Annotated in this window: 27 protein-coding genes; 11 read left to right on the top strand and 16 right to left on the bottom strand. The window is 63.0% G+C overall.

Annotated elements, in window-relative coordinates:
* Positions 1 to 48: 48 nt before the first annotated feature.
* Genes DZC73_RS25725 through DZC73_RS25715 form a run of 3 tightly spaced genes read right to left on the bottom strand, consistent with a single transcriptional unit; the run spans position 49 to position 3771 of the window.
* Entirely contained in the window at positions 49 to 735 is a 687-nt protein-coding gene (locus DZC73_RS25725; protein ID WP_124543242.1) for a thiol:disulfide interchange protein DsbA/DsbL, read from the bottom strand.
* 47 nt (positions 736 to 782) lie between these two features.
* The gene (locus DZC73_RS25720) at positions 783 to 1271 is read right to left on the bottom strand and encodes a hypothetical protein (protein WP_124543241.1); all 489 of its coding nucleotides are present in this window, start codon (positions 1269 to 1271) and stop codon (positions 783 to 785) included.
* Positions 1272 to 1311: 40 nt separating this feature from the next.
* Positions 1312 to 3771 carry a heavy metal translocating P-type ATPase gene (locus tag DZC73_RS25715; RefSeq protein ID WP_124543240.1) on the bottom strand — a complete coding sequence of 820 codons (2460 nt, stop codon included), beginning with the start codon at positions 3769 to 3771 and terminating at the stop codon, positions 1312 to 1314.
* Positions 3772 to 4686: 915 nt separating this feature from the next.
* Here DZC73_RS25715 and DZC73_RS25710 point away from each other — a divergent pair.
* On the top strand, positions 4687 to 5121 hold the full coding sequence (locus DZC73_RS25710) for a response regulator (RefSeq protein ID WP_124543239.1): 435 nt from the start codon (positions 4687 to 4689) through the stop codon (positions 5119 to 5121).
* Between the two features lie 100 nt (positions 5122 to 5221).
* Here the strand turns inward: DZC73_RS25710 and DZC73_RS25705 are convergent, their stop codons facing one another.
* Together DZC73_RS25705 and DZC73_RS25700 are read right to left on the bottom strand one after the other, a co-directional pair.
* The gene (locus DZC73_RS25705; protein ID WP_124543238.1) at positions 5222 to 5758 is read right to left on the bottom strand and encodes a hypothetical protein; all 537 of its coding nucleotides are present in this window, start codon (positions 5756 to 5758) and stop codon (positions 5222 to 5224) included.
* 32 nt (positions 5759 to 5790) lie between these two features.
* On the bottom strand, positions 5791 to 6477 hold the full coding sequence (locus tag DZC73_RS25700) for a hypothetical protein (RefSeq protein ID WP_124543237.1): 687 nt from the start codon (positions 6475 to 6477) through the stop codon (positions 5791 to 5793).
* Positions 6478 to 7192: 715 nt separating this feature from the next.
* Here DZC73_RS25700 and DZC73_RS25695 point away from each other — a divergent pair.
* Entirely contained in the window at positions 7193 to 7552 is a 360-nt protein-coding gene (locus tag DZC73_RS25695; protein WP_124543236.1) for a hypothetical protein, read from the top strand.
* Between the two features lie 44 nt (positions 7553 to 7596).
* On the opposite strand, the gene DZC73_RS25690 is transcribed toward DZC73_RS25695, so the two are convergent.
* From DZC73_RS25690 to DZC73_RS25675, 4 genes are all read right to left on the bottom strand, one after another.
* Positions 7597 to 8859: a type II restriction endonuclease gene (locus DZC73_RS25690; protein ID WP_124543235.1), complete on the bottom strand. Its 1263-nt coding sequence runs from the start codon at positions 8857 to 8859 to the stop codon at positions 7597 to 7599.
* Positions 8860 to 9057: 198 nt separating this feature from the next.
* A complete protein-coding gene (locus tag DZC73_RS30630) occupies positions 9058 to 9267 on the bottom strand; it encodes a GDCCVxC domain-containing (seleno)protein (protein WP_124543393.1) in 210 nt (69 codons plus the stop codon).
* Positions 9268 to 9275: 8 nt separating this feature from the next.
* Entirely contained in the window at positions 9276 to 9554 is a 279-nt protein-coding gene (gene merP, locus DZC73_RS25680; RefSeq protein WP_124543234.1) for a mercury resistance system periplasmic binding protein MerP, read from the bottom strand.
* 10 nt (positions 9555 to 9564) lie between these two features.
* Entirely contained in the window at positions 9565 to 9912 is a 348-nt protein-coding gene (locus tag DZC73_RS25675) for a mercuric transporter MerT family protein (protein WP_124543233.1), read from the bottom strand.
* Positions 9913 to 9983: 71 nt separating this feature from the next.
* On the opposite strand from DZC73_RS25675, the gene merR reads away from it, so the two are divergent.
* A complete protein-coding gene (gene merR, locus DZC73_RS25670) occupies positions 9984 to 10379 on the top strand; it encodes an Hg(II)-responsive transcriptional regulator (RefSeq protein ID WP_124543232.1) in 396 nt (131 codons plus the stop codon).
* A 142-nt stretch (positions 10380 to 10521) separates the two neighbouring features.
* Here the strand turns inward: merR and DZC73_RS25665 are convergent, their stop codons facing one another.
* The 4 genes from DZC73_RS25665 to DZC73_RS25650 all read right to left on the bottom strand — a co-directional run bounded on the left by DZC73_RS25665 (position 10522) and on the right by DZC73_RS25650 (position 14289).
* Positions 10522 to 10809, bottom strand: a complete 288-nt coding sequence (locus tag DZC73_RS25665) for a DUF4148 domain-containing protein (RefSeq protein WP_124543231.1) — start codon at positions 10807 to 10809, stop codon at positions 10522 to 10524.
* Positions 10810 to 11091: 282 nt separating this feature from the next.
* Positions 11092 to 11430, bottom strand: a complete 339-nt coding sequence (gene fdx, locus DZC73_RS25660) for an ISC system 2Fe-2S type ferredoxin (protein ID WP_124543230.1) — start codon at positions 11428 to 11430, stop codon at positions 11092 to 11094.
* Positions 11431 to 11449: 19 nt separating this feature from the next.
* The gene (gene cueR / locus DZC73_RS25655; RefSeq protein WP_124543229.1) at positions 11450 to 11860 is read right to left on the bottom strand and encodes a Cu(I)-responsive transcriptional regulator; all 411 of its coding nucleotides are present in this window, start codon (positions 11858 to 11860) and stop codon (positions 11450 to 11452) included.
* Positions 11857 to 14289, bottom strand: coding sequence for a heavy metal translocating P-type ATPase (locus tag DZC73_RS25650; RefSeq protein ID WP_124543228.1), 2433 nt, complete (start codon positions 14287 to 14289; stop codon positions 11857 to 11859). The genes cueR and DZC73_RS25650 overlap by 4 nt, the downstream gene beginning before the upstream one ends.
* A 182-nt stretch (positions 14290 to 14471) precedes the next feature.
* Between DZC73_RS25650 and DZC73_RS25645 the strand changes: the two genes are divergently transcribed.
* The 3 genes from DZC73_RS25645 to DZC73_RS25635 all read left to right on the top strand — a co-directional run bounded on the left by DZC73_RS25645 (position 14472) and on the right by DZC73_RS25635 (position 17381).
* Positions 14472 to 14663 (top strand): heavy-metal-associated domain-containing protein, encoded by a 192-nt coding sequence (locus DZC73_RS25645; protein WP_124543227.1) that lies wholly within the window; start codon positions 14472 to 14474, stop codon positions 14661 to 14663.
* A gap of 120 nt (positions 14664 to 14783) precedes the next feature.
* On the top strand, positions 14784 to 15281 hold the full coding sequence (locus DZC73_RS25640; protein ID WP_124543226.1) for a DUF2231 domain-containing protein: 498 nt from the start codon (positions 14784 to 14786) through the stop codon (positions 15279 to 15281).
* 75 nt (positions 15282 to 15356) lie between these two features.
* Positions 15357 to 17381 carry a DUF4396 domain-containing protein gene (locus DZC73_RS25635; protein WP_124543225.1) on the top strand — a complete coding sequence of 675 codons (2025 nt, stop codon included), beginning with the start codon at positions 15357 to 15359 and terminating at the stop codon, positions 17379 to 17381.
* A 50-nt stretch (positions 17382 to 17431) separates the two neighbouring features.
* Here DZC73_RS25635 and DZC73_RS25630 read toward each other — a convergent pair whose 3' ends face one another.
* Entirely contained in the window at positions 17432 to 17998 is a 567-nt protein-coding gene (locus tag DZC73_RS25630; protein ID WP_124543224.1) for a TetR/AcrR family transcriptional regulator, read from the bottom strand.
* Positions 17999 to 18305: 307 nt separating this feature from the next.
* On the opposite strand from DZC73_RS25630, the gene DZC73_RS25625 reads away from it, so the two are divergent.
* Positions 18306 to 18818, top strand: coding sequence for a hypothetical protein (locus DZC73_RS25625; RefSeq protein WP_124543223.1), 513 nt, complete (start codon positions 18306 to 18308; stop codon positions 18816 to 18818).
* 71 nt (positions 18819 to 18889) lie between these two features.
* Entirely contained in the window at positions 18890 to 19294 is a 405-nt protein-coding gene (locus DZC73_RS25620) for a DUF305 domain-containing protein (protein ID WP_235835282.1), read from the top strand.
* 244 nt (positions 19295 to 19538) lie between these two features.
* Here DZC73_RS25620 and DZC73_RS25615 read toward each other — a convergent pair whose 3' ends face one another.
* Together DZC73_RS25615 and DZC73_RS25610 are read right to left on the bottom strand one after the other, a co-directional pair.
* A complete protein-coding gene (locus DZC73_RS25615) occupies positions 19539 to 20066 on the bottom strand; it encodes a cupredoxin domain-containing protein (protein WP_124543222.1) in 528 nt (175 codons plus the stop codon).
* A gap of 72 nt (positions 20067 to 20138) precedes the next feature.
* Complete coding sequence (locus DZC73_RS25610) at positions 20139 to 20510, bottom strand: copper-binding protein (protein WP_124543221.1); 372 nt, start codon at positions 20508 to 20510, stop codon at positions 20139 to 20141.
* A 138-nt stretch (positions 20511 to 20648) separates the two neighbouring features.
* On the opposite strand from DZC73_RS25610, the gene DZC73_RS25605 reads away from it, so the two are divergent.
* Genes DZC73_RS25605 through DZC73_RS25595 form a run of 3 tightly spaced genes read left to right on the top strand, consistent with a single transcriptional unit; the run spans position 20649 to position 24423 of the window.
* The gene (locus DZC73_RS25605) at positions 20649 to 21329 is read left to right on the top strand and encodes a heavy metal response regulator transcription factor (RefSeq protein WP_124543220.1); all 681 of its coding nucleotides are present in this window, start codon (positions 20649 to 20651) and stop codon (positions 21327 to 21329) included.
* Entirely contained in the window at positions 21326 to 22741 is a 1416-nt protein-coding gene (locus DZC73_RS25600; RefSeq protein ID WP_124543219.1) for a heavy metal sensor histidine kinase, read from the top strand. The genes DZC73_RS25605 and DZC73_RS25600 overlap by 4 nt, the downstream gene beginning before the upstream one ends.
* Entirely contained in the window at positions 22738 to 24423 is a 1686-nt protein-coding gene (locus DZC73_RS25595; RefSeq protein WP_124543218.1) for a hypothetical protein, read from the top strand. The genes DZC73_RS25600 and DZC73_RS25595 overlap by 4 nt, the downstream gene beginning before the upstream one ends.
* Positions 24424 to 24465: the final 42 nt, after the last annotated feature.

Here is a 24465-nt window from a genome sequence, read left to right as displayed (position 1 = left end):
CGAGCACACGGCAGACTCAGGTCGCCCATGCACCGGCTGTTCGCCGCGTCACTTCCGCGCGGCAGCTCGTTCCTGGGCGATCAACTGGTCGACGAGCCGCAACATCTGCGGCGCACCGCCTGCCTGAAACGGCGAGGTGGCGTACTTTCCGTTCACCACGAAGGTCGGCACGTTGGTGACGGGGTAGTCGTGTGTCATCTGCTTGCGTTTGGCAAGCTCCGTCGCGATCGCCGGCGACTTGAACACCGCCTCAAACTTGGCGCGGTCGATGCCGCGCCGCTCCGCCCAGTCGAACACCTCGGTGTCCTCGCGAAACTCCAAGTGCGCCCAGTGGATGACTTTGAAGACGACCTGATGGTGCTCGCGCAGGAGATTCATCGCACGCAAGGTCAGGAAAATCTTGGCGTGCAACGCGGTACTGGCACGCGTGTCCCACACCACCGGTTCGCGACGAAAGGCGACATCCGCCGGCAACGTCTTCTCCCAGTCATCGACGAAGGGCTCCAGCTGATTGCATGTCGGGCAGCCATACCAGAAGAACTCGATGACTTCGATCTTGCCGGCTGCCACGGTGGGTTGAGCCACCTGCAGCGTGACGAATGGCTTCTTCTCCTCGGCCTGCGCCGGTGATGCGAGCGTGGCGGCAATCAACATGGTAGCCACAACGCGCATCAGCGGACCGAGGATGTTGGTGGTGAACCCGGTCGTGCCGCCGACAAGCGTTCGTAGCCTCATCCTATGCCCTCCGTTGCGCCCGCTGGGTCGAGTGGAACATGGTCCGGCTATCGAGGTCTGCCGGCAACCTGACGTGCCGTGAAATGCACAACCAGGACAGGCAGCACCAGCCACTGCAACAGCGGGACGACACCCACACCAAGGCCGGGCACGACGGGCATCGAGGCGGCGTAGGTCCAAGAAGCCATCCAGTGTCCGCGCACGGCAAGGGCTTCGATCATCGTAGTGATGCCAAGGCCAACGACCAGGTAGACCGTGATTGCACGGCGAGTCGGCGCCGCGATCCACTCGCGGCCATGCGCGGCCAGGGTCGCGCACCAAAACGCGATCAGAGCAATCAGCGCGTCGCCAAGTGCAGCACGGATGCACCCCTTGACAGCCTCCCAATGCGGCGCGGTGTCCATGCCCTCAAACAATGGGGCTTGCATGAATTCCCACGGGAAATTGATCAGGAAGGCAAAGACCACCACATTGAACTCCGGCGTCCATGTCAAAGCGCCAATGCGCTGCAGGAGACGAGGTGGTTGGTCATTCATCCGATTGCTGCTGTGATCTCGCAAGTGCAGGTTCGCTCCATCAGCCTTGCTTGCGCAAGCGAAGCGCGTTGGCGATCACGGACGCCGAACTGAGGCTCATGGCGAGCGCTGCGATCATCGGCGACAGGAGCCAGCCCGTGAAGGGATACAGGACGCCGGCAGCAAGCGGCACTCCGAGGGCGTTGTAGACAAACGCAAAGGCGAGGTTCTGCTTCATGTTGTGGATGGTCGCCTGAGAAATCAGCCGCGCTTGCGCGATCCCTCGCAGGTCTCCCTTGACCAAGGTGATTTGCGCGCTGTTCATCGCGACATCGGTGCCGGTGCCCATCGCCACTCCCACATCCGCCTTGGCGAGCGCGGGCGCGTCGTTGATGCCGTCTCCCGCCATGGCGACCACGCGCCCCTCGCCTTGCAGCTTGTCGACCAGCGCCAGCTTGTCGGCGGGCTTGACTTCGCCGTGAACCTCCTCGATGCCCAGCCGCGCCGCCACGGCCTTCGCCGTGGTCAGGCCGTCGCCGGTGGCCATCACCACACGCATGCCCGCCGCGCGCAGGGTGGCCAGGGCGTCCTGCGTGCTCGACTTGATCGGGTCGGACACGGCGAGCAAGCCCGCCAATCGCGCATCCACGGCCAGGTACATCACGCTCGCCCCTTGGGCGCGCAACGATTCCGCTTGCGCCTTGACAGCGTCGACCACGACACCGAGTTGCTCCATCAAGGCCGTGTTACCCAGTGCGATGACCTTGCCTTCCACCCTCCCCTGGACGCCGATGCCTGTGCTGGAGTTGAAGCCCTCGGCCTTTGCCAGGGCCAGTTGGCGTTCTTTCGCTGCGCGCACGATGGCATCGGCCAACGGATGCTCACTGCCTTGGTCGAGGCTCGCCGCAAGTCGAAGCACCTCGTCCTCGTTCATGCCTTCGACGCCGACCGCGCGTTCGAACGCGGGCCTGCCTTCGGTGAGAGTGCCGGTCTTGTCGACGATCAAGGTGTCGACCCGGCGCAGGTTCTCAATTGCCGCAGCGTCACGAAACAAGACCCCCGTCGTTGCTGCGCGCCCTGTCGCCACCATGATGGACATGGGCGTGGCAAGTCCCAGAGCGCACGGACACGCGATGATCAGGACTGCTACCGCATTGATCAGTCCATAGACCCAGCTTGGCTGTGGACCGAGCAGCCCCCAGGCGAAGAAGGTGACGATCGCAATGGCGATCACCGTGACGACGAAGTCGCCGGCCACCTTGTCTGCCATCCGTTGCATGGGGGCCTTGGAGCGCTGGGCTTGTGCGACCATCTGGACGATTTGCGACAGGACGGTCTGCGAACCGACACGTTCTGAGCGCATCGAAAGCGCACCGCTGGTGTTCATGGTGGCGCCGATCAGCTTGTCTCCCGCTCGTTTCGTCACGGGTAGCGGTTCGCCGGTCAACATCGACTCGTCGACGGCACTCTCTCCTTCGACAACGACGCCGTCGACCGGTACCTTCTCGCCGGGGCGCACTCGCAAGGTGTCTCCGACATGAACGTGGGCGAGAGGCACATCCTCCTCGCTGCCGTCCGCGTTGATACGTCGCGCCGTCTTGGGCGCCAGGCGCAGGAGCGATTTGATGGCCGCCGAGGTCTGGGAGCGAGCCTTCAGTTCAAGGATCTGCCCCAAGAGGGTCAACGAGATGATGACGGCAGCCGCTTCGAAGTACACCGAGACGCGGCCCATCGAGACAAATGATGGTGGGAAAACGGCCGGTGCGATGGTTGCGACGACGCTGTAGATGAATGCCGCCGCCGTCCCCAGTCCGATCAAGGTCCACATGTTGGGACTGCGATGAACGATGGACTGTGCGCCTCGAACAAAGAACGGCCACCCCGCCCAGAGCACGATCGGCAGCGAAAGGACCAACTCGATCCAGCTCTGCGTGCCCATCTCGAACCATTGCACGCGATGTCCGAGCATGGCGAGTGCAGTGACCGCCGCCGTGAGCGGCAAGGTGATCCAGAAGCGCCTGCGGAAGCTGATGAGTTCGCTGTCGTCTTCTTCCTCCAGTGTCGGCAGAACCGGTTCGAGCGTCATGCCGCACTTCGGGCAGTTGCCCGGGCGATCCTGACGAATCTCCGGATGCATCGGGCAGGTGTAGATGGTCGCTACCGCTGGCACCTGAGCGGGCTGCGCATCCGCACCACCCTGGTGAGGGCGAACTGGATCGGGGCCAGTCGCCTTCACATACTGTGTGGGCGAGCGTGTGAACTTGCCTTGGCAGCCAGGGCTGCAGAAGTAATAGCGTCGACCCTCGAAGTCCGCCTGATGCTGGGTCGTTTTTGGCACCGTCATTCCGCAAACGGGATCGGTGGCTTGTTCAGCCGTGACGACGCTCTCGCCTTGTGCCGGGCCCTCGCCTTGTGCCGGCGCACCGGATGCATGTGCGTGATGGCCGCCAACCGCGCTTGAGGGAACCAGCACCGCCGTTGCTTCTTGGACCCGGGATGAGTTGTGCCGCTGAGTGTTCATGTGAGGCATTCCGATCAGTGACTAGGAGCGCGCCGCGCTCGGCCCTGTTGAAGGTGGATGAAGTGTTGGCCCTGCTCTTTCGGTGTTTTGAACGATGCGCCCGCCGAGCATCGAAGCGTTCATGGAGTTTGAGCCCGAGCGCACCTTGCTCGATTGAGCATACGCAAATGATCGATGACTTCGTGACGACCCGGGTATCCAACTGGACGCGCTCGCCTTTCTGCCAAGCTGAACATTACCGGCGTCGAACAGCAAGCTTACGGATTGGTCAGAATGGAAAATTGGTCACACCGACCGGTGCACGCCTATGGCACATTGGTAAGGTGAACGTTCGTTCACTCCCCCTCCCTGTTGAAGCCGTTGACCGCTCGTCGCGGCTTCTTTTTTTCGCCCAGCGATGACGGTTCCCCGAAAGCCGCGCTGCGGGAAACCCAGGGCGAGTGACGCGATTGGATGGCTGTCAGTGACCGTTCCTGTCACTTGACCATCGGAGCGATTACGGTTTGGTCAGGATCAACGACAAATCGGTGCCGCACCATTCGTTTGATGGCACATTGTTCAGCGGTGATGTTGACTCTTCACCTTCTGTCTTTGAAGCCGCACAACCAAAATTGACGCGGCTTCTTTTTTGAGTTTCGAGGGCGTGTTCAAACGGCCAGAGCGGAGATCGTGACTGTTGCCTGAGAAATGAGCTGACTGACAGCGAGTTGTCGCTCAGTCTTGCGCAGCGTGATCGGTGAGCCGCATAGGGGTTCGCGTTGTTGCCAGTACCTTCTCTGAATTTTCCGCACGCTGCCCCTATGAAGGGGTTACACCACCCCCCAGGTCCGTGCGTTTTTGGGTAGCATTTCGACATAGGTAAGCGGTGCGTGGCGAAGCGATTTCGCGCATGCGCAGTCACCTACGAGTCATGGGATGAATCAACAGCGGTCAAGCAAGGACTTCGTCCCCGACCTGCCGGCGGGATGTCGGGTTTTGCTTGCCGAAGACGATGAATCGAATGCGCTCTGGGCTGAGGGTGCCCTGCGGCATCTGCGATGCCAAATCGTTTCTGTTCGTGATGGCGCTGCGGCTGTTGAAGCTGCTAAGGCCATGCCCTTTGACGTGATCCTCATGGACTATCACATGCCGGTGATGGATGGACAGACCGCCACCAGAGTCATTCGTGCGCTGCAGACAGCGACGCACTCACCCCGTGTGCCAATCATCGGCGTCACTGCGAGCGCCATGCCAGCCGAGTGCCAGGGGTGTCTGGATGCCGGCATGGATGAAGTGCTCGTGAAGCCGTTCTACGTGGCCGACCTCCAGAAGGTCCTGTTTCGATGGATGCCGTTCACCACGGCGTCGTGAACGCGGTGCATTGCCGCGCCACGGGTGATCGGCCCTACGCGAGGTGAATCCGTGTCGGTGGCGCCTCCGCCTGGTGAGCGTGTGTTCGAGTTGATAAGACTCACGCCTGACGGCCGCGGACGAGATTCAGTTCTTCCAGGACGCCATCGCCAACCAGCCGGGCGTGGTATTCGAGGTTCAATCGCGTCGCAATGCGCGCAGTGATGAACGTAATCGCAGCGGGAACCCATCCTGGTTTGGCGTGGTTAAGCGTTGCGGCCAGCGTGAGGTCGATTACTTCGTTGCCCAAATGGGGCAGTGACAACCAAGCATGAAGTCCATATCGAGGCCGTGTGTGGCCGCTGCGCCAACTGAGGAGTTCCTCCTCGGTGAAGTCGTAGTACGTGGTGCCGTCCAGGGTGATCGACCCGATGCTCAGCTGTACGGGTGCGCCGAAGATCTGTCGGGCGGTATCGAGCATTCCGAAGTGCACAGTGGTGCAATTTCCGGCCAGCGTGCCGCCGATCTGGGGGGTCTTGTGCGTAATTTCCCGCGCCGTGTGGTACAGCGCAGAGACCAGGGACAAGTCGAGCATGGTGGTTTCTGTTTTGACGCGATGTTCAACGGTCGTCGCGTTTTGCCGACGTTCTCCGTCCATGGCGTTCACTGCGCAAGGCGCGGTCGCGAGGGTCACTCCTGGTCGTCGCTCTGCGGCTCGGGTTCGTCGTGGCTATGGAAAAGATAGCGGTAGTACAGCTCGATTTCGCCATCGACCAACGTGAAACCAAGCTTGCCCGCGGACAGGAGGGCGCGGGCATTGCGCACGGTCTCAATGGCCAGGTCCGTGAAGGCACGCTGGTTGATCCGAGTGCGGTGGGAAAAGGTGAGGTTTTGCAGGTTGCCATCCCATGGGGTGGCCGGCAGTTCGACAATCTTGACGCTTTGTGAGCCGAGAATGAAATGATGGAACGGGCCCTTCCAGGTCCCTCCTTCATAGCGTCCGCGATACAGGATGCTGCCATCGTGCATCAACGAGTTTCTCAACCCGTACAGCGCCTTCATTTCGTCGCTGTCGTAGGACATGCCGCCAAAGTAGTACAGGGCCTTCTTGATTCCCGAAGCATTGGCGTTGGGGCACGGCGGCATGGACAGATTCGTGTAGCACGAACCGATCTGATCGAGCAAAGCGAAGCTGCCGTACAAGGGGCTAAAAATGCGCGTATTCACCTGCCCCCTTGACTGAAGGATCTCCGTGACGAGGCCCCCCATGCCGGAGACGATCCAACCGCTCGCGAGGGTCGTCGGCAGGCCGTGGATGTCGAGATGAATATGTGCAAGTTCCTCGACCGTAAGTTGTTGGAGTGTCTTCGTTTGCATGGTTGCTGATCGGCATTCGGGTCGTGAAGCACGACTTCACCATGTCCTCGTGGCCGAAGTCAATCGGCAACGCTGATTCACGCACCGTGTGCGCTTGGATCATGCGAGGTGCACCGCTGGTATCGCCAGCATCAGACCGATTCGAGCGCTCGCTCGGGGCCGGGCTGGCGACGAAGGGCACGGCGGACGCGATGACGCCCGCTCCGCCAACGAAGCATGTCGGCAACTTGACGGATTTGTAATCTCAAGGTCCGGGGTTTGACGGACAGCGACGCCTACGCTCACTCAGAGGTTGCGCCGGGTTGTGCCGCTCGCCTTGCCTGTCGTCTGACGCCACACAGCGGCGAACCTTGATTCAAGGAATCGCCATGAACCACACGGGTCGATGTTTCGCGCTTGCTGCACTTGTCGCAGCATTCCTGCCTCTCGCCTTCGCTTCCGGAGCATCCGGACACGGTCATGGGGGCCGCGGATCGGACGGGCATGACATGAGCCACCCGAGTCACCCAGGCGGCCAGCACAGACACACGTCGGGCGCACGCGGACCGGCCAGCTCTGCAAGTGCCCCGATTGCAACGCTCGATCCAGCGAATGACCCGAAAGCTCAGGAGGGACCGTCCGGGTCCGTGGCATCCGTCGCGCGCAGCCCACGGCCGCCCAACTGATGCAGTGGACCGGACGCACTTCGACCACGCCGCGCAGCGCTGACCTTGATATGAAACCCGGCCTGACCGTCGTGCTTGTCGCAGCAGTGACAGCATGGCTTGCCGCATGTGAGACCACGTACGAAGGAAAGTACGACATGGCCAGTGGATGGCGGCAGGCGAAAGTTGCAGCGCTTGAGGTCGACGAACAGGCATCTCGACACGCGTTCAAGGACTGCCGATCACAGTGGGATGCGGACAAGGCCCGAGCGTCAAGCCGGTTCATCGTGCTGTCGGTGCGTGAGATGAATCGTCGCAGGTCGTACATCGTTGCCGTGCCCCTCACCTCCAGCCTTGCAGTGGGCGACCGGGTCTACATGAACGCGCGTGACTGCAGCGCCCAGGTGATGCCGCGTGCCGAAGGCCCTTGAGGGTGCCCTTCCGGGAGAGGAGCAAGCTGCGCGGCTTGGTCGCGCTAGAGCCGGTGCGAGATCTCCAGTACCGGCTTAAGTCCCGTGCCGAATCGGGCGATGGCCTCCCGGTGGTTTTTCAGTTCGCTGTATGGCAGATAGCGAATCCCCAACTCCCACACCCTGGAAAACGCCGGTCGGCGCAACTGCAACTGAACGTCGTCGCGGCGGTTGTCGGGCGCCACCAGGAACATCGCGCTGCTCGCCCCGACTTCGGTCCCGAGCGCAAGATCGAGCATTCGAACAATGCCCGAGTAGATCGAGGTCGAGTGCTCGACCTCAAAGGCGGCAGCCACCTTCGAGCCGTCCGCTTCCACCCAAACCACGTCGATCAGACGCACGGCGTCGAGGCCGGCGTGAATCCCATCGGGCAGGCGAGCCAGGCATCCGTCGGCCAACTGCCCTCCTCCATAAGCGCGGCCCCGGTCGTTCGTCGCAATCCACACACCAAATCCAAGGGATTTCCCGAGATCGCGCAACCAGCCCTGAATCTCGGTGTGTGTCGCATCGCTCTCGCGTTCAGCCAGCCACTGCTTGTGCGCGGCTGCGGATTCCTCGCGAACCTTCTGAAGGTCGGCCTCCCAGGCCCGTGTGGCCTGTGCGTCATCCTCCCGCGGCGGCGCCGCGAAGCGGCCGCTTCCAACGTCGAACAGCAGCCCCGCCAACGCACCCATGTCGTTCGAGAGGGCTTGCCGATGCTGCGTGTTCAGGCGGATCGCCCCATCGCGCATCGACAGGTAGTGATCCCAGCGTCCGAGCTTGACGTTGCCGCCGGTGACGGCGTTGTAGCCCTTCACGATGGCCGTGTTGAACGGCATCACCAGGGTCGGATGGATGAAGTACAGGAGATTGGCGACCGCGGGCCCCAGCCCCTTGATCTGGTGGGTGTCGATGCGGCGGATGGCCTCGACGACCGCCTCCGCGGTATCGCAACAGTCGCAGGTGTGCAGCAAGCGTGCAAACGCGCGCTGGTTATCGGCATGCTCGTAGATGTCGGGGATGCGCAGCTTGGGTTTCCACAGAAAAGCGTGGTCGGCCCCCTTGAAGATCTGGCGTTGCTCGGCCACAGATCCGACGACGGTCTCCAGCGCGGAACCGCGGTAGGCATTGCCGAAGGTGCCGGCGTCGATTTCTTTGACCACTTGGCCGATACCGCGTCGAATTGAACGGAAGTTCTTGAGGCGCTCTTCCCACAGGAACCACGTGTTGTACGTGCTGAGCGGATCAGCTTTCCAGTGGTCGATCAGGACACCCAGGTTGTCGTGCATGGCTTCGTCTTGGTCTGTGTCGCGCCTTCCTCTGCGCCCGCGGATTATCCGGTGTCAGCCCAGCGTCCTGTGGGAGGACAAACAATCGGAGAACGGCGCGCGGGCAAGAAGGCAGCGACAGTCGTGAGCCAAGTGCGCTCCCTAGCAGCCGGCAAGGCGCATCCAGTAACTGCTGCCCAGCGGGCGGTATCACACAGGTCAGTTGGAGCAGCCTCGCTGCATCTGCACCGGCGGGCATTTGACCGAGCCATACGAGCAGAACACGCAGCAGTCCCCGGCCTTCGGTCGCAGCAATGTCTTGCACTGCCCGCACTCGTGGAAGAACTGGCAGGCATCGGTGGGCATGGATTCACGCTTGGCGTACCCGCACTCGGGGCACGTCAAGACGGATTCCAGCACGGGAGCGATTGAGGCGGTCACTTGCGCACCGTTGAGGGGTAGCCGGCGTCGGTCGTCGCCTTGACCAGTGTCGCGGCAGTGACCTTGTCGGCGTCAAACGTGACCGTGGCCGTTTTCTTCTCGAAGTCGATCCGCGCCTGGCTCACGCCCGGCACATGCTCCAGCGACTTCTTGACAGTAACGGGGCACAGGTTGCAGGTCATGTTCTGCACGTCAAGCACAGTGGTCTTCGGCGTGGCCGCGAGCGCGGCGAACGGCGCCAAGGCGACCATCAGGGTGGCAAGCGAGTTACGCATGGGAGATCCTTCAGAAGAAGAACGGGGCCAGCCAGGGCACCGACAACAACGCGATGAGGGCCAGCGCGACGACCCAGAAGATCCATCGCTGACGCCTGAGCACGATCGGCTCTGCACAGGCAGCGCCGGGCTCGCAGGCCTGCGGCTGCAGATAGAGACGCCGGAATGCCAGGCCGAGGAACAATAGTGTCGCCCCGATGAACCAGGGGCGCAGCGGCTCCAGCGCCGTGAGACTGGCGACCCTCGCGCCGCCGATGCCCAGCATCAGCAGGACCAACGGACCGACGCAACACACGGATGCGCCAATCGCGGCCAGCACACTGGCGAAGAGAGAACTCTTGACGTTGAATGTTGCCATCAGCGGGTGAACTTGTTCGGTACCCGACAGTCTAGAGTCCGTACCACGGTACGGAGTCAAGGGGATCTGGGATGGTTGAGCTGACGATAGGGCGTCTGGCCGCCGAGGCCGGAGTGAACGTGGAGACGATCCGCTACTACCAGCGACGCGGACTGATGTCCGAGCCGAACAAGCCGATCAACGGGCAACGGCGCTACGCCGCCGATGCGGTCAGGCGCGTGCGCTTCATCAAGCGGGCACAGGTGCTGGGGTTCACGCTGGAAGAGATCGGCAGCTTGCTGGAACTCGACGAGGCGCACGCGTGTGCCGAGACACGAGGCCTCGCCGCCCGCAAGCTGGAGGTCATCGAGAGCAAACTCGCGGACCTGAAAGCGATGCGCAAGGCATTGACATCGCTACTGCACGAGTGCGATTCAGGGTCGACAAAGAGCGCTTGCCCGATCATCCACGCACTGGCAGCGGACTGACGCCGCATGTAGGTTCGATTGCTCGACCCATGCGTATGAACGCCGTTTTTCCATGGCCTTGTCACGACTGCAAGTCCACGCCCAGAAGAATGCCGCCCGAAAGCGGATCGACCGATGGCGCCGCAGCGCCCGCGCAGGCAACTCAGGAGCCGACGTACAAGTCGTTGAACGACCGATGGGCCACGGCATGGTGAGCTTCGGCGTGCACTTCTCGGCGCGTCCTGGTGCTCGCGACCTGTTGGTCCGCCTCGCCGTACGACTCGCCGCGGTTGGCCAGTTCGCCCTCGCGGATCGCAGTGCGCAGTTCCGCCTTGACCTCGGTGCGAGTCAAGGTCGATGGCGTGTTCGTGAACTGCGTCGCCTCGGCGGCGAACGCAGAGGTACCGATGAGCGCGGTGGCAAGGGCGATGAAAAGATGCTGGGGCTTCATGTGACGACTTCCTTTCGAGGTGTTGAGTCCGATCAGCCGAGGGATCCTCGACTGCACGCAACCTGAGGTTCGCGTTGGAAGTCAGTGTGGGTTTCAGGCGCCGACACCACGCTGGCGTTCGGATTACAAGATCGACGCCTCGTGGTGGTTGACGCAAAGGGATTGGGGCGACGGGCAGGCGACTGGAAGGAATACGTCGGCAAGGATCCGTCGACGCGAACCTGACCGGCGTCCTCGCATCGCGCCCACGCCGCCACGCATGCCAATGCCGGCGAGGGCATGTCAGAGGGTTTCCTTGGCGTGATTGATCGAATAGCGTGGAATCTCCACCGTGAGATCGGCCTGCGACACGATCGCCTGGCAGGACAGGCGCGAGTTCGGCTCCAGACCCCAGGCACGGTCCAGCAGGTCCTCTTCGCATTCGTCCATCGGATTCAAGCTGTCGAACCCCTCGCGCACGACCAAGTGGCAGGTCGTGCAAGCGCAGACGAGGCCGCAGGCGTGTTCGATGCCGATCCCGTGTTCGAGCATGGCTTCGGCGATGGAGGTTCCGGCCGGTGCTGTGATCCGAGTTCCCTCGGGACAGTATTCGGCGTGGGGCAAGACATTGATGATGGGCATGGCGTGCAGCGAGCTTTGCCTAGTGGGCCAGTTCGTCCAGAATGGGACAGTCCGGGCGGTGATCCCCTGCGCAGCAATCGGCCAGATGCTCCAGGGTCGTTTTCATAGCGGCCATCTCCTGCATGCGGCGATCCAGGTCAGCCACATGCTTGAGTGCAATGCGCTTCACGTCGGAACTGGCGCGCCTGCGGTTCTGCCACAGCTTGAGCAGCTCAGCGATTTCCGCCATGTCAAATCCCAGGTCGCGTGCGCGGCGAATGAAGCGCAACGTGTGGACCTCCTTGTCGCCGTAGAGTCGATAGCCGGCGTCGGTGCGATCCACGCTGGGCAGTAGGCCCAGCGTTTCGTAATACCGGATCATCTTTGCCGTCACCCCCGAGCGCTCGGCGGCCTGGCCGATGTTGAATCGCTCTGTCGATGTGATCGTCATGGTTGCGTTCCTTTCCAGCGTCGAAGCATCAAGGCATTGGTGACCACACTCACGCTGCTGAACGCCATGGCCGCCCCGGCCACGACTGGGCTCAGCAGGCCGAACGCCGCGAGCGGGATGCCCACCACGTTGTAGGCGAATGCCCAAAACAGGTTCTGTCGAATCTTGGCGTAGGTGCGCCGCGAGATGTCGATCGCATCGGCCACGAGCGACGGATCGCCGCGCATCAGGGTGATCCCGGCCGCGTGCATCGCCACATCGGTTCCCGTGGACATCGCGATGCCCACATCCGCGGCAGCCAGCGCTGGAGCGTCGTTGATGCCGTCCCCCACCATCGCCACGCGCGCCCCATCCGATTTAAGTTCGTTCACGATCGCCGCCTTGTCCTGCGGCAGCACCTCGGCGCGGATGTCGTCGATGCCGAGTGGCCGACCGACGGCCTCGGCGCTGCCGCGGTTGTCTCCCGTGACAAGCACCGCCCTGATTCCCTGGGCTTTGAGTGCCAGGATCGCAGACGCCGCTGACGCCTTGGCCGCATCGCCGAACGCAAGCAACCCGAGGAGCGTTGCGACACCGCTCACGGTGCCGACCTCGGCCAGCCACGACACCGTTCGTCCGTTTTGCTGCAGTTCCACAGCCAGCGATTGGAGCGCGCTCAGGTCGACCCCCAGCTCTTGCATGAACCGCGGACTGCCCAGGCGCAATTGCCGAGCGCCGACGGTGCCCGCCACGCCTCGGCCTGGAACTGCCCTCACCTCCGCGGCGGGCGCCACGGCAACGCCTGTGCGGCTTGCCGCCTCCAGCACCGCACGGGCCAAAGGATGCTCGCTGCCAGCCTGGATCGCGGCGGTGAGAGAGAGCAGCGCATCCTCGTTGCCGTCGACGGCGCACGAGGCCACCAGCTCGGGCCTTCCTTCAGTCAGGGTGCCAGTCTTGTCGAACGCCACCACGCGCACAGCATGAGCGACTTCCAGCGCCTCGGCGTCCTTGATGAGGATGCCATGGCGCGCGGCCACGCCAGTGCCCGCCATGATGGCCGTGGGCGTGGCGAGCCCCAATGCGCAAGGGCAGGCGATGACGAGGACGGCCACCGCGTTGAGGATGGCGGCTTCCCAGTTGCCTGTGGCGAGTCCCCAGCCCATGAGCGTCACGAAGGCGACGGCGATGACCACCGGCACGAAGACAGCGCTCACGCGGTCGACGAGACGCTGGATCGGCGCCTTCTTGGCCTGCGCCGACTCCACCATCCGCACGATGCGCGACAGCGTTGACTCTGCCCCCACCGCGGTCGTTCGGACCAGCAACAGCCCTTCGGCGTTCATCGACCCACCGGTCACGTGCTCGCCCGGGTGCTTGGCGACGGGCAGGCTTTCTCCGGTGATGAGCGATTCGTCGACCTGGCTTGCACCGTCGACCACCTGTGCGTCGACCGGCACCCGTTCACCGGGCCGCACGACCACGATGTCGCCAATCGTCACCCGCTCGATCGGCACATCCTCGTCTCGACCGTCCCGGCGCACGCGGGCTGTCTCCGGTCGCAAGGCGTTGAGTGCACGAATCGCTTCCGTGGTCTGCCGCTTGGCGCGGCCTTCGAGCCACTTGCCCAGAAGAACGAGGGTGATCACTACCGCCGACGCTTCGAAGTACAGGTGCGGCATGCCACCCTGCCCGCGGGCGAGCAGCTCATACAGACTCAATCCATACCCCGCCGTGGTACCCAGCGCCACCAGCAGGTCCATGTTCCCGGCACGAGCACGCAACGCCTTCCATCCCGCGCGATAAAAGCGCGCGCCCAGCCAGAACTGAACCGGCGTCGCCAACGCGAGCTGCAGCCAGCCGTCAATCATCCAGTGCTGGCTGAACAGCAGGCCCAGCATCGGCAGCGCCAGCGGCGCGGACAGGACCGCGGCCACCGCGACCGGCCACCAATCAGGTCCTGTTGGCTTTGGTTGAGCACTGCCGCGCCGCCCTGCCTCGGCCACATGCGCGGTGTATCCCGCGCGCTCGACCGCTGCCAATAGCGCCTGCGGCTCGCCGTCCGTGGTGGCCCACCTCACCTGCGCCGTTTCGGTCGCGAGATTGACCTCGGCAGTAATCACACCCGGGACCTTCAGCAGCGCCTTCTCGACTCTCGACACGCAGGAGGCACAGGTCATTCCCTCGATGCGCAGCGAGAACGTCCGCTCGCCCACCGAATAGCCGGCTTTCTCGACAGCCGCGCGCAAGGCGCGAAGATCGACCGACTCCTCGGCCTGCACCGTCGCCGCTTCGGTGGCCAGGTTGACACTGGCTTGACCGACGCCGGGAATCGCCGCCAGTGCGCGCTCCACCCGGCCGGCGCACGACGCGCAGGTCATACCCTGGACCGCAAAGGTCCATTCCCGGCTCTTTGCCATCGATCGGTTTACCAAGCTAGCCGTGCCATTCATGTCGGGTCACTTCTGTCGGATTCGGATGGACCGAAGCATCGACCTTCCCATCATGGCAATGTCAAGCGGGTGACGCATAACCCTGCCGCAGAAGAGGATGCCACACGAACCACTTGACCTTCCCACGATAGCAAGCTTCAGAGTCAGGCGTTGTCGATAAGCGCTATCAACAGGAGCAAGCAATGGAATTCAAGGTCGATGCAATGAGCTGTGGGCATTGTGTGAAGGCGGTGACGCGGGCGGTCCAGACCGTCGATCCGCAGGCGAAGGTGGACGTGGATCTGGGCTCGCACACAGTCCGCGTCGAGACCACTCGCGACGAGAAGGCGGTTGCCGCGGCGCTCACCGAGGCCGGCTATCCGCCATCACGCTGAGTTGCAGGCACGCCGCCTGCCTGATGTGCACTCACTGAACCTCGAAGATCCGCCGGACCTGGCGATCCTCGGGGCTCTTTCGTTTCCGCTGGCACGGTACCTCCATGAGGAAGAGTTTCAATGGCAAAGCCCATTCACCCGATCCTGGTGCACTTCCCGATTGCCCTTCTGGTGACCTCGTTCGTCGCGGATGCCACGTATTTCTTCACCTCGATGGGGACCTTGCGTGACGCGGGCTGGTGGATGCTCGCGGCGGCTGCCGCGTCGAGCATTCCCACCGTTCTGGCTGGCCTGTTCGACATGCGCCGGACCTCGCTGAAAGAGGATGTCCACGAGCGAGTGCATCGCCACATGTGGGTCGGCATCACGCTGCTGGGCGTCATCGTCGCCTTGGCCGTGTGGCGCTGGACCTTCTATGCCTCTACTGGCCGGGCGCTTCCCATGCTGTACCTCGATGCCTCCTTCCTGGCCGTTGCACTGGCTGCATTTCAAGGCTGGCTGGGAGGCGAGCTGGTTTATACGCACGCCGTCTTCGTGGGCCCTCAAGAGCAGGCCCCCGAGTCCGGCGCGGCTCATACCGGCCACGAGCACGGCGACGCGCATACGCACTCGCACTGATCCCGGCGTCCGTGGTCGTCCACCAGACAACGGTCCCGGCCGCAAGAATGAACAAGCACTCTCAAGGAGGCCTCCATGCTCGTCCAGCCCATCGACATCTTCCTGAACGTGTGGCTCATCCTGGCGGTGATGTCCGCCGCCTACGTGGCCTGGGACCAGTTCAGCGGGAACCCGGAGCCCACCGTCATGAAGTGGGGCTTCGTGCTGGTGACGCTCTACATGGGACCGATCGGGCTGCTGCTGTACGTGATGGCCGACAAGGAACCTCACCCGGGCGAACACGAAGAGTTCGTCAAGCCGCTGTGGAAGCAAGGTGTCGGCTCGACCATTCATTGCGTGGCCGGTGACGCCACTGGCATCATCCTCGCCGCCGTGATCACTGCGACCCTCGGGTTGCCGATGTGGATCGACCTCATCGTCGAGTACCTGGCCGGGTTCGGATTCGGACTGTTCATCTTCCAGTCTCTCTTCATGAAGAACATGATGGGCGGCACATACTGGGAGAACGTCAAGAAGTCATTCATGCCGGAATTCATCAGCATGAACGCGATGATGGCGGGAATGGCGCCCGTCATGACACTCCTGATGATGGGACGCGACATGCGTGCGATGGAGCCGACCGAGCTGCTCTTTTGGGGCGTGATGGCTCTCGGTGTCGTCGCCGGCTTTGCGCTCACCTACCCGGTCAACGTGTGGATGGTGTCGCGCCAGATGAAGCACGGACTGATGACGCAACGTGAGAACGCCGACGAGCATGAGGAGCCGCATGAACATGACGCAGCTCAATCGGCCGAGCCGAAGTCCAAGCGGGGCTCTGCCTCCACTGCTGCGGCTGGAATGAAGCCCGGCATGGCGGCCATGACGATGCACAGCAAGGCGAAGAAGCCTGCTCAGCACGCGCATGGGACGGATGAACCAGACAAGGGGGCGCAAAGTGGACACGCCGGACACCGTGGCGGGGCTGCGGGAACGCAGGCCGGGCACCAGATGCAGCCCAATGTGACCCGTCCGCAGTTAGCGGCCGTGACCATGGTCACCGGATTGATGCTGCTTGCCGGGATGACCTTCCCCGCCCTGTCGGTCAACATGCGACTGTCCGCCCGCGACGTGGGCGGCGCGATCATGCCGCCGGGAATGATCATGGGCTGGGACACACCGGGTCGGGCCATGCGCGACATGTCGGCCATCCATCCCAAGTACGTCGAATACACGGCCGCAGAAGACGCCCGAGGGGATGCGACGCTCGCGCCGACCATCGAGAACGGCGTCAAGGTGTTCAACCTCGAAACCAGCGTCGTGCGCTGGAACATCCTTCCCGACGTACAGGTGGAAGGCTATGCGTTCAACCACCAGATTCCGGGTCCGCGTCTGCGGGTCACCGAAGGCGACCGCGTGCGCATTCGAGTGACGAACCGGTTGCCGGAGTCGACCACGGTGCACTGGCACGGCCTCATCGTCCCCAACGAGATGGACGGGCCGGCCAACATCACGCAAAAGCCGATCGAGCCTGGTGGAAGCTACGTCTATGAATTCACCACCGAGCAGGCGGGGACGTTTTTCTATCACACCCATGACCATGCCGATCGCCAGCAGGCGCTGGGCTTGTACGGGGCGCTCATCATCGATCCCAAAGACGGCACGAAGGACGCCAAGGTCGACCACGAATACGTGATCCAACTCCAGGAGTGGCTCAAGCGGCAGGCGCTTACCTACCCCGCGATGCTGATGGAAGGCGGCCTGCCGAACTACTTCACCATCAATGGCAAGGCCTACCCCTCCACCGACACCGTGAAGATGAAGGTCGGAGAGACGATCAAGCTGCGTTTCATCGGAACGAACAACAACTTCATCCACCCCATGCACGTGCACGGCGGGCCGTTCACGGTGGTCGCGCGTGACGGCTACACCCTCAGCGACGCCGCACGATTCGAGGCCGACACCGTCAACGTCGGTCCGGGGCAGCGCTACGACGTGATCTGGAAGGCGCGTCGCCCAGGCAAGTGGATCGTGCACTGCCACATCCCGCACCACACCACCAACAACAACGTCGAGCACCATGGTGGGGGCGGGCTGACCATGATCCTCGATGTCCAGGCGTAAGACCCTTCGCAAAGCCCATCGGCCTCAAGTGAGTTTCGGCTCGGATGCGGCTACGTCTGACGCAATCCCGCCAAGGTGACCATGACAAGTCGACGCACCGCGGCCTTGGAAGGGAGGCTGCTGGCAGCTGCCAGGGCGTGCAGGCAATAGTTCGCCAGTTCCTGCGCCGGGACATCCTCGCGGAGTTCGCCCGCCTGGGCACCCTCCGTCACGAGGTCTCGCACGAAGTTGCTCAAGTGCTGGCGGGCTCGGGCCATGTGCGTGCCGCGATGCAGAAGTGCGGCCAGCGGCGTACCGTGGTGCTCGTGAGCCATGAGGGCATAGGCTTCTAGCACGGCGGCGAGGCGTTGCGTTGCGTCGCCGGCTCGTTCGCGAACTTCAGCGAGTTGTTCGAGATGCGCGGTGACCTGGCGTTCGTGCCAAGCGAGCAGGATCGCCTCAACGTCCGGAAAATACTTGTACAGCGTCGCCCGCCCGATGCCGGTCTGGGTTGCGATCTGCGACATCGTCACCGACGCCAAGCCATGCTCGTCCACCAGGGACGCCGCAGCGTCCAGGATGGCGTCGCGCACCGCGTGGCGATGCGCCTCGATCGTGTCGTTCCATAGTTTTGGCACGCGCCCAGTATACGAATCGGTTTTCGAGTCACTTTGATTTGACAGAGACACTGTGTATCGTAAACTGCGGGACACACGCGGACGCATGGCAGCGCTCACCGCGGCCGGCCGCCCTTCGTGACCAAGGACACCCCATGGCTGAACCGTCCCGAGACTCCGAATCCACCCGTCGCAATGGGCCCGCCTCAAGCGCCGGCACTCCTCGTTGGGTAAAGGTGTTCGGTCTCATCGCCATCGTGCTCATCGCAGCCTTCGTGGTCTTGCATCTCACCGGCCATGGTTTGGGCGGGCACATGGGATGAGGACCATGAACCCCTACCTGCGCAAGGCCGCCGTCATTGCGCACCTCACCTGTTCGGTGGGCTGGCTGGGCGCCGTCGCGTGTTTTCTGGCGCTCGCCGTCGCGGGGCTCACCAGCTCGGATGTCTCGACGGTCCGCGCCGCCTACCTCGCGATGGGTTTGATCAGCTGGTTCGTCATCGTCCCGCTGAGCATTGCGTCACCCCTCACCGGAGTGATCCAGTCATTGGGAACGGCGTGGGGCCTGTTTCGACACTGGTGGGTCGTGGTCAAGCTCCTGATCACCCTGCCCTCCACGGCCTTCCTGCTCCTGCACATGCGGGCCATCGACCGGCTGGCTCGCGTCGCGGCTGAGACGACACTCGCGAGCAATGACCTGCGTGCCTTGCGAATCCAACTCGCAACCGATGCTGGCGCCGCCGTGGTGGTTCTGCTCGTGGTCGTGGTGCTGGCGATCTACAAGCCCCGCGGAGTGACAAGATACGGGCAACGCCACCAAACAGTGCAGCCAACGACCTGAGAGGCGGACGCAGCCGAAGCGGGGAACGCCATTTGCCCTTCATTGGAAGGTGTGGCGCGCCGCGCCCCTTCATGGAGATCACGATGATGAAAACTTCCTTTGGCGGACAGAAGCTGTCCCTCTCGCTGGCATCTGCTGTGTTGTCCTTGTTCGCCATCACGGCGCAAGCCCAGGGCACCGCGGCATCGCAGCCCGGCATGAAGCAAGGTCAAGGCATGTCCAACCATGGCTCGGACGCCATGCATCAGACCATGATGAAAGGCATGGGGAAGATGAACGACATGAAGCCCTCCGGAGATACCGACAAGGACTTCGCCATGATGATGAAGATGCATCACGAGCAAGCGCTGGAGATGGCTCAGGCCGAACTCGATCATGGCAAGTCGGCGGAGATGAAGGCCATGGCCAAGAAGATCATCGCTGCCCAGAAGAAGGAAATTGCGGAGTTCGACGGCTGGATGAAGAAGCATCCGTAGAACCCGGACATGGAGTGGCGCGCATCGTCTGGTTAAGAGCCCTTCGGTTGCGCCGCTGACATGCGGCCCGCGCCGCTTGCATTACGAAACCGTAATCTTCCACTCGGAGTTTGCGCGAAGCTCGTGTTGGCCTTGCAGCAAAGATGAGCGTCGCGCCGGAAAGTCACCGGTCGCCCGGCGCGAAACGATACCCACCATTCAGGACGACAGACTGCATGACTCGGCAAGAAGCTGTGGTCATCGGCTAGTGCTTGTGGGTGGTGTGGCCGTCGGCCGCGCCTGGCTGGGCAACCGGCACCACGTTTACTAGGCCCTTCATGCCGGCATCAAGGTGTCCAGGCTGCAAGCAGGCGAAGTCGACCTTACCCGGTTGGGTGAAGCGCCAGATCACGTCGCCGGTTTTTCCGGGCGCGACCGTGATCTGATTGGCATCGGCATGTTCCATCTCGGGGTTCTTCAGCATCAGGGCATAGTGCTCCTTGAGTTGCTGGCCCGTCCCGAGCACGAGTTCATGCTTGACCTGACCGGAGTTCTTGACGACAAACCGTATCGTTTCGCCTTGCTTGACGGAGATGCTCGACGGCGTGAACCGCATCGCGTCTACCATGTCGACGTTGATCGTGCGCGAAACGCGCGCGCTCTGGCCTGCTTCACCGATGCGCGCTTCGTCGTGGCCGCCTTCGTGGGAGCCCGAGGCCACGGCCAAGGCCATGGCGCTGGAAAGTGCCAGCGCAAGGGCGGCAAGCGAGGCGGTTCGAAAAGCATGTGGCATGGCGGCGTCCTTCCTTGATTCTTCCAATGGTTGGGGGGCGGCACCCCAAGGTCCAGGGCGCCGCTGTCGGGTTCACAGGGGTTGCAAACGGGTCACGACCAATGCCCCATTGAGGCGCTCGGCGCGAAAGGCAATGGCCTGGCCAGCCTGGGCCCCTTGAAGCAGCTTCGCGTCCGCGGCGCGGAAGACCATCGTCATCGCCGGCATGCCGAGGTTGTCGAGTGCTTCGTGCGCAATGGTGATCTTGCTCTGTTCGGTGTCGATCTTCTTGATGACACCACGGGTGAGGGCTTCGTCAGCGTTTGTGGCGGCCACTGTCGTGGACGCCTGCGCGACGGGAGTCGGCACGGTAGCGGCTGCTTCGGCTGTGTCCGCCGCAGCGAACGTGGAGCCTGCGGCGACCGACAGGATGACGAGGGCGATGGTGTGCTTGAAGACTTTCATGTGTTCCTTCGGGCCAATCTGGCCAAGTAGAGGATGCGTCGTGAGATGGACTGTAGTAACCAGATCGCGACTCCACGCTGGCCCGTTCATTACGATCTTGTTATCTGTGCCATGGCGTGATCGCGCAGAATCGAGCGCATGAAGATTCTTGTGGTTGACGACGAATCCAGGGCCGCCGAATACCTGAGACAGGGGCTTGCAGAAAGCGGGTACACGGTGGAAGTGGCACTCAGCGGCAGCGACGGCCTGCACGCCGCCATGACCGGCGACCACGATCTCGTGGTGCTCGATGTGATGCTGCCCGGCATCGACGGCTTTGCCGTGCTGTCCGCCCTGCGAACCGCCAAGCAGATCCCCGTGCTCATGCTCACCGCACGTGGTCAGATGAACGACAAGGTGCGCGGCTTTGACCTTGGCGCGGACGATTATTTGGTCAAGCCGTTCCAGTTCCCGGAGTTGCTCGCGCGCGTGCGCGCCCTGCTCAAACGTGGCCGTCCGGCATCCAACGAGTCCATGTTGCGCGTGGGCGAGCTGGAGATCGACCCGGTCCGCCACAGGGCTACGCGCTCCGGCAAGCGCATCGACTTGAGCGCCAAGGAATTTGCCTTGCTCTCACTGCTGGTGCAGCGGGCCGGCGACGTGCTCTCCAGAACCGAGATCGCCTCGCTGGTCTGGGACATTCATTTTGATTCCGACACCAACGTGGTCGAGGTCGCGATCCGCCGACTGCGATCAAAGCTCGACGAACCGTTCGACACGAAACTGATCCACACCGTTCGTGGCGTCGGCTATGTGCTGGAAGAACGCGCGGCTCCATGACAGCGGCCGGTGCCCCCGCCCGATTCGATCAGATATCGCTGGCGCTTCGAATTGCGGCAGCCAGTGCGCTGTTCGGCCTTGTCGCCGTGGCCTTGGCCTCCGCCCTGAGCCATTGGGCCCTGTCGCGCCAACTCGACGCGCGCGTGCTGGCGGAACTGGAAGGCAAACGCACTCTGCTTCAGCACGTCCTCTCGGAAGTCACAAGTACGCAAGACCTTCCGGCAAATTCGCATCGCTTCGCCGACCTCCTGATCGGTCACGACGACCTTCACTTGGCGATCATGGACCCAAGCACCGGACGTGTCCTCGCAAGTTCATCACCCATTGGATTGGAGTCGTCGTCGACAGTCACTGAGACGGCCGCCGGTGTGAACCGTTGGCGGAGCAAGACCAAGAAGAAGTTCGCATCCCTTGCCGGAGCCTTGCCGCTGCACGACGGCCAATCCGTGCGCTATGTGCTCTCGCTCGACTTGGAAGCCGACCGCCGGCTGCTCGCCGGCGTTCGGCGTGCTGCGCTGGTCGGTCTGCCGCTCGTTCTAGCCTTGGTGATGCTTGGTGCCTGGCTCGTGGCACGAACCGGTCTGCGACCGCTGCGGCGCTTCACGCGACTCGCCGCTTCGGTGAACTTCACAAGCCTTGGGCAACGCCTCGACACGGCAGGCCTTCCGCCTGAGCTGCGCGAACTCGCTACTGACTTCAACGCCATGCTCGAACGCATTGATCAAGCGGTGACGCGGCTGTCGGAGTTCTCTGGCGATCTCGCCCATGAGATGCGCACGCCGGTCGCCACTCTGCTGGGACAAACCCAGGTGGCCTTGTCCAAGGAGCGCTCGGTCGAGGCGTTGCGGCGCGTGCTCGAAGGCAATGTCGACGAACTCGATCGGCTCACCCGTTTGATTGCCGACATGCTCCTGCTTGCGCGTGCCGAGCAGGGCGCGTCTGCATTGCAGAAGACGCCCATCAAGCTTGGTGAGGAGGCCCTGCGGGTGGCCGATTTCCTGTCCATGGTGGCGGAAGACCGTGAATTGAAGGTGGTGGTGACGGGCGATGCCACCGTCACGGCCGACCGCCTGCTGGTACAACGCGCGATCACGAACCTGTTGAGCAACGCCATCCGGCATGCAATCGCGGCGAGCGCAATCGAGATCGACATCAACGAAGAGCTTGGCACCTCCACTTTGACGGTGAGAAATCGAGGGCAGGTCATTCCCCCAGATCAACTTGATCGCATCTTCGAGCGTTTTGTTCGCTTGGATTCGGCGCGCACACGTTCCGAAGGAGGCACCGGTCTGGGCCTGGCGATCGTCAAGACCATCATGGCCGCCCATGAAGGCCGCGTTCAGGCGAAAAGCGGCGCTGACGGCGTGACGACATTCACCCTCACCTTTCCGAAGGTTCAGACGAGCACATGACACCCCAGTCCGGGGAACCCGGTGACCTGTGCAGAGCCGCCGAAGAGATCGCATCCGTGTTGATCCTTGCGGCCGATCAAGTCGTCTCGGACTCCGCGATCTTGAATGCGCAAATCAACAAGATCGAGCGGCTCGCTCCGCTGAGCGAATCAGATGAACGCGCGCGAACGCTGGCCGCGAGCCTGGACGGCCTTGACCTGGCCCAACGCGCCTTCGACCAATTCAAAGCTGCCACGGGATTGGCCGGGTGGCGAGAGCCCGTGCGTCGTTGGAAGCTTCGGCAAGCGCTGCGCCTCGCGCAGAACGAACACGATCGGGTCGAGGCGATCTTCGATTCGCCTGAGGAACGATCGGCGCGCACGGCCCGCATCAATGCGCACAACGAGGCGGTGCGGCGCGAGGTCGATCGGCTTCCCACGCTGCGAACGTCGTTGGAAGCGGTGCAGAGACTCAACGGGTCACTGAGCGAATTTCGGGCTCAATCCGAACATGCACTGCGAGCCGCTCGGGGAGACGGCTGGCTTGCGCCGTCTTTTGAGAAGAACTTTCTGCTCATGGCGCAGGCGGCGCGCGCCCGGGATTTCCAACAAGCCCTGGCCCACTTGGGCGCCTTGACCTTTCAGCGGCAACCTTCGCATCAGGTCTACGAAACGCTGCAACAAGAGGCTGCGACTGCCGTGGAGATGGCCTACCGGACCTACAACGGCTTTGCTGCCGCCGGCGCTTACGGGCAGGTTGCGCAGCGCTCGATTGCCATGGTGCGTCCGGCGCTGCGGGTTCCGGCGTGGGGCCGGCTCGAACGGCTCGCCCATCCCGCCGATCAATGGCAACTGCTCGCGGAGGTGCTCGGTGACCCTCGGACGTACAAGACCGACACCCTGTGGGCGGTCTACTGGGCCATGTTCCAGTGTGGCCAGGCGCTGTCGCAGTCGCTGGCTGCGGCCGATGCGCACGAGGACATCTTCACGGGCGAACTGGCCGGCTACTTGAAGTCGGTGGTGGCCCGCTTCACGGCAGAACGAATCCATCGATTCGGCTATCCGGCGCAGCGTTCCTACCTCGGGCTGCTGCAAAACGCGTCGATGAATGAAGAGGCACGCCTTGGGGCCGACATCGGGGTGATCGTGGACATCGACGTAGGCGGCCTGACGTGCAGAAAGGTTGCCCTGCTGCAGGCCAAGAAGGCCATGGATGGCGTTGCCGATGTCGGCAGCAGCGGGTCACAACTTGCCAAGCTGAGCACACAACCACAGATCGGCTTCTACATGTTCTACCACCAGGCCAATCCGCCGTTGCGTTCACCGGGCCCCACCGTCTGCAGTGCCGCAGAGTTGGCCGCCTGGGCGAACGACTCGGGCCGCAGCCCGGATGCCGAACATCTTCGAATCAACGTTCGCGAGCGGGGCTGGGACTGGGCAGCCTTCATGAGCTTTGGACTGTGCCAACCCGAATCGACAGTGGGGGCGCCATTTCGCGACGCGGAAGACGCACTTCGCGTGCTCGGCGGGGGCGACCCCGCCCACCTGCCGCGATTCCTTCACGTCATTGCGATCGCCGACGAGGCCAGCGTTCAAGCGCTGGACGTTGCGATCAAGAGCCACTATCGCGCGATGCAGCAGCAAAGGTCCCCAGAGCCGCAGGCCCGCTCGACCCCGTCCCCCGGTCGTGGTGCCAGTCGATGAGGACATTCGCCACGCGGCCGAGTGTGCGGTTCCTGCGGCCCC

The organism is Rhizobacter terrae, from assembly GCF_003852895.1.
Classification (GTDB): Bacteria; Pseudomonadota; Gammaproteobacteria; order Burkholderiales; family Burkholderiaceae_C; genus Albitalea; species Albitalea terrae.
This window is presented reverse-complemented; position numbering and strand designations above follow the sequence as displayed.

Excerpts from the sequence above, each read along its gene's own strand:
- DZC73_RS25725 (WP_124543242.1), bottom strand. The coding sequence starts at position 735 with ATGAGGCTACGAACGCTTGTCGGCGGCACGACCGGGTTCACCACCAAC.
- DZC73_RS25720 (WP_124543241.1), bottom strand. The coding sequence starts at position 1,271 with ATGAATGACCAACCACCTCGTCTCCTGCAGCGCATTGGCGCTTTGACA.
- DZC73_RS25715 (WP_124543240.1), bottom strand. The coding sequence starts at position 3,771 with ATGAACACTCAGCGGCACAACTCATCCCGGGTCCAAGAAGCAACGGCG.
- DZC73_RS25710 (WP_124543239.1), top strand. The coding sequence starts at position 4,687 with ATGAATCAACAGCGGTCAAGCAAGGACTTCGTCCCCGACCTGCCGGCG.
- DZC73_RS25705 (WP_124543238.1), bottom strand. The coding sequence starts at position 5,758 with ATGGACGGAGAACGTCGGCAAAACGCGACGACCGTTGAACATCGCGTC.
- DZC73_RS25700 (WP_124543237.1), bottom strand. The coding sequence starts at position 6,477 with ATGCAAACGAAGACACTCCAACAACTTACGGTCGAGGAACTTGCACAT.
- DZC73_RS25695 (WP_124543236.1), top strand. The coding sequence starts at position 7,193 with ATGAAACCCGGCCTGACCGTCGTGCTTGTCGCAGCAGTGACAGCATGG.
- DZC73_RS25690 (WP_124543235.1), bottom strand. The coding sequence starts at position 8,859 with ATGCACGACAACCTGGGTGTCCTGATCGACCACTGGAAAGCTGATCCG.
- merP (WP_124543234.1), bottom strand. The coding sequence starts at position 9,554 with ATGCGTAACTCGCTTGCCACCCTGATGGTCGCCTTGGCGCCGTTCGCC.
- DZC73_RS25675 (WP_124543233.1), bottom strand. The coding sequence starts at position 9,912 with ATGGCAACATTCAACGTCAAGAGTTCTCTCTTCGCCAGTGTGCTGGCC.
- merR (WP_124543232.1), top strand. The coding sequence starts at position 9,984 with ATGGTTGAGCTGACGATAGGGCGTCTGGCCGCCGAGGCCGGAGTGAAC.
- DZC73_RS25665 (WP_124543231.1), bottom strand. The coding sequence starts at position 10,809 with ATGAAGCCCCAGCATCTTTTCATCGCCCTTGCCACCGCGCTCATCGGT.
- fdx (WP_124543230.1), bottom strand. The coding sequence starts at position 11,430 with ATGCCCATCATCAATGTCTTGCCCCACGCCGAATACTGTCCCGAGGGA.
- cueR (WP_124543229.1), bottom strand. The coding sequence starts at position 11,860 with ATGACGATCACATCGACAGAGCGATTCAACATCGGCCAGGCCGCCGAG.
- DZC73_RS25650 (WP_124543228.1), bottom strand. The coding sequence starts at position 14,289 with ATGAATGGCACGGCTAGCTTGGTAAACCGATCGATGGCAAAGAGCCGG.
- DZC73_RS25645 (WP_124543227.1), top strand. The coding sequence starts at position 14,472 with ATGGAATTCAAGGTCGATGCAATGAGCTGTGGGCATTGTGTGAAGGCG.
- DZC73_RS25640 (WP_124543226.1), top strand. The coding sequence starts at position 14,784 with ATGGCAAAGCCCATTCACCCGATCCTGGTGCACTTCCCGATTGCCCTT.
- DZC73_RS25635 (WP_124543225.1), top strand. The coding sequence starts at position 15,357 with ATGCTCGTCCAGCCCATCGACATCTTCCTGAACGTGTGGCTCATCCTG.
- DZC73_RS25625 (WP_124543223.1), top strand. The coding sequence starts at position 18,306 with ATGAACCCCTACCTGCGCAAGGCCGCCGTCATTGCGCACCTCACCTGT.
- DZC73_RS25620 (WP_235835282.1), top strand. The coding sequence starts at position 18,890 with ATGGAGATCACGATGATGAAAACTTCCTTTGGCGGACAGAAGCTGTCC.
- DZC73_RS25615 (WP_124543222.1), bottom strand. The coding sequence starts at position 20,066 with ATGCCACATGCTTTTCGAACCGCCTCGCTTGCCGCCCTTGCGCTGGCA.
- DZC73_RS25610 (WP_124543221.1), bottom strand. The coding sequence starts at position 20,510 with ATGAAAGTCTTCAAGCACACCATCGCCCTCGTCATCCTGTCGGTCGCC.
- DZC73_RS25605 (WP_124543220.1), top strand. The coding sequence starts at position 20,649 with ATGAAGATTCTTGTGGTTGACGACGAATCCAGGGCCGCCGAATACCTG.
- DZC73_RS25600 (WP_124543219.1), top strand. The coding sequence starts at position 21,326 with ATGACAGCGGCCGGTGCCCCCGCCCGATTCGATCAGATATCGCTGGCG.
- DZC73_RS25595 (WP_124543218.1), top strand. The coding sequence starts at position 22,738 with ATGACACCCCAGTCCGGGGAACCCGGTGACCTGTGCAGAGCCGCCGAA.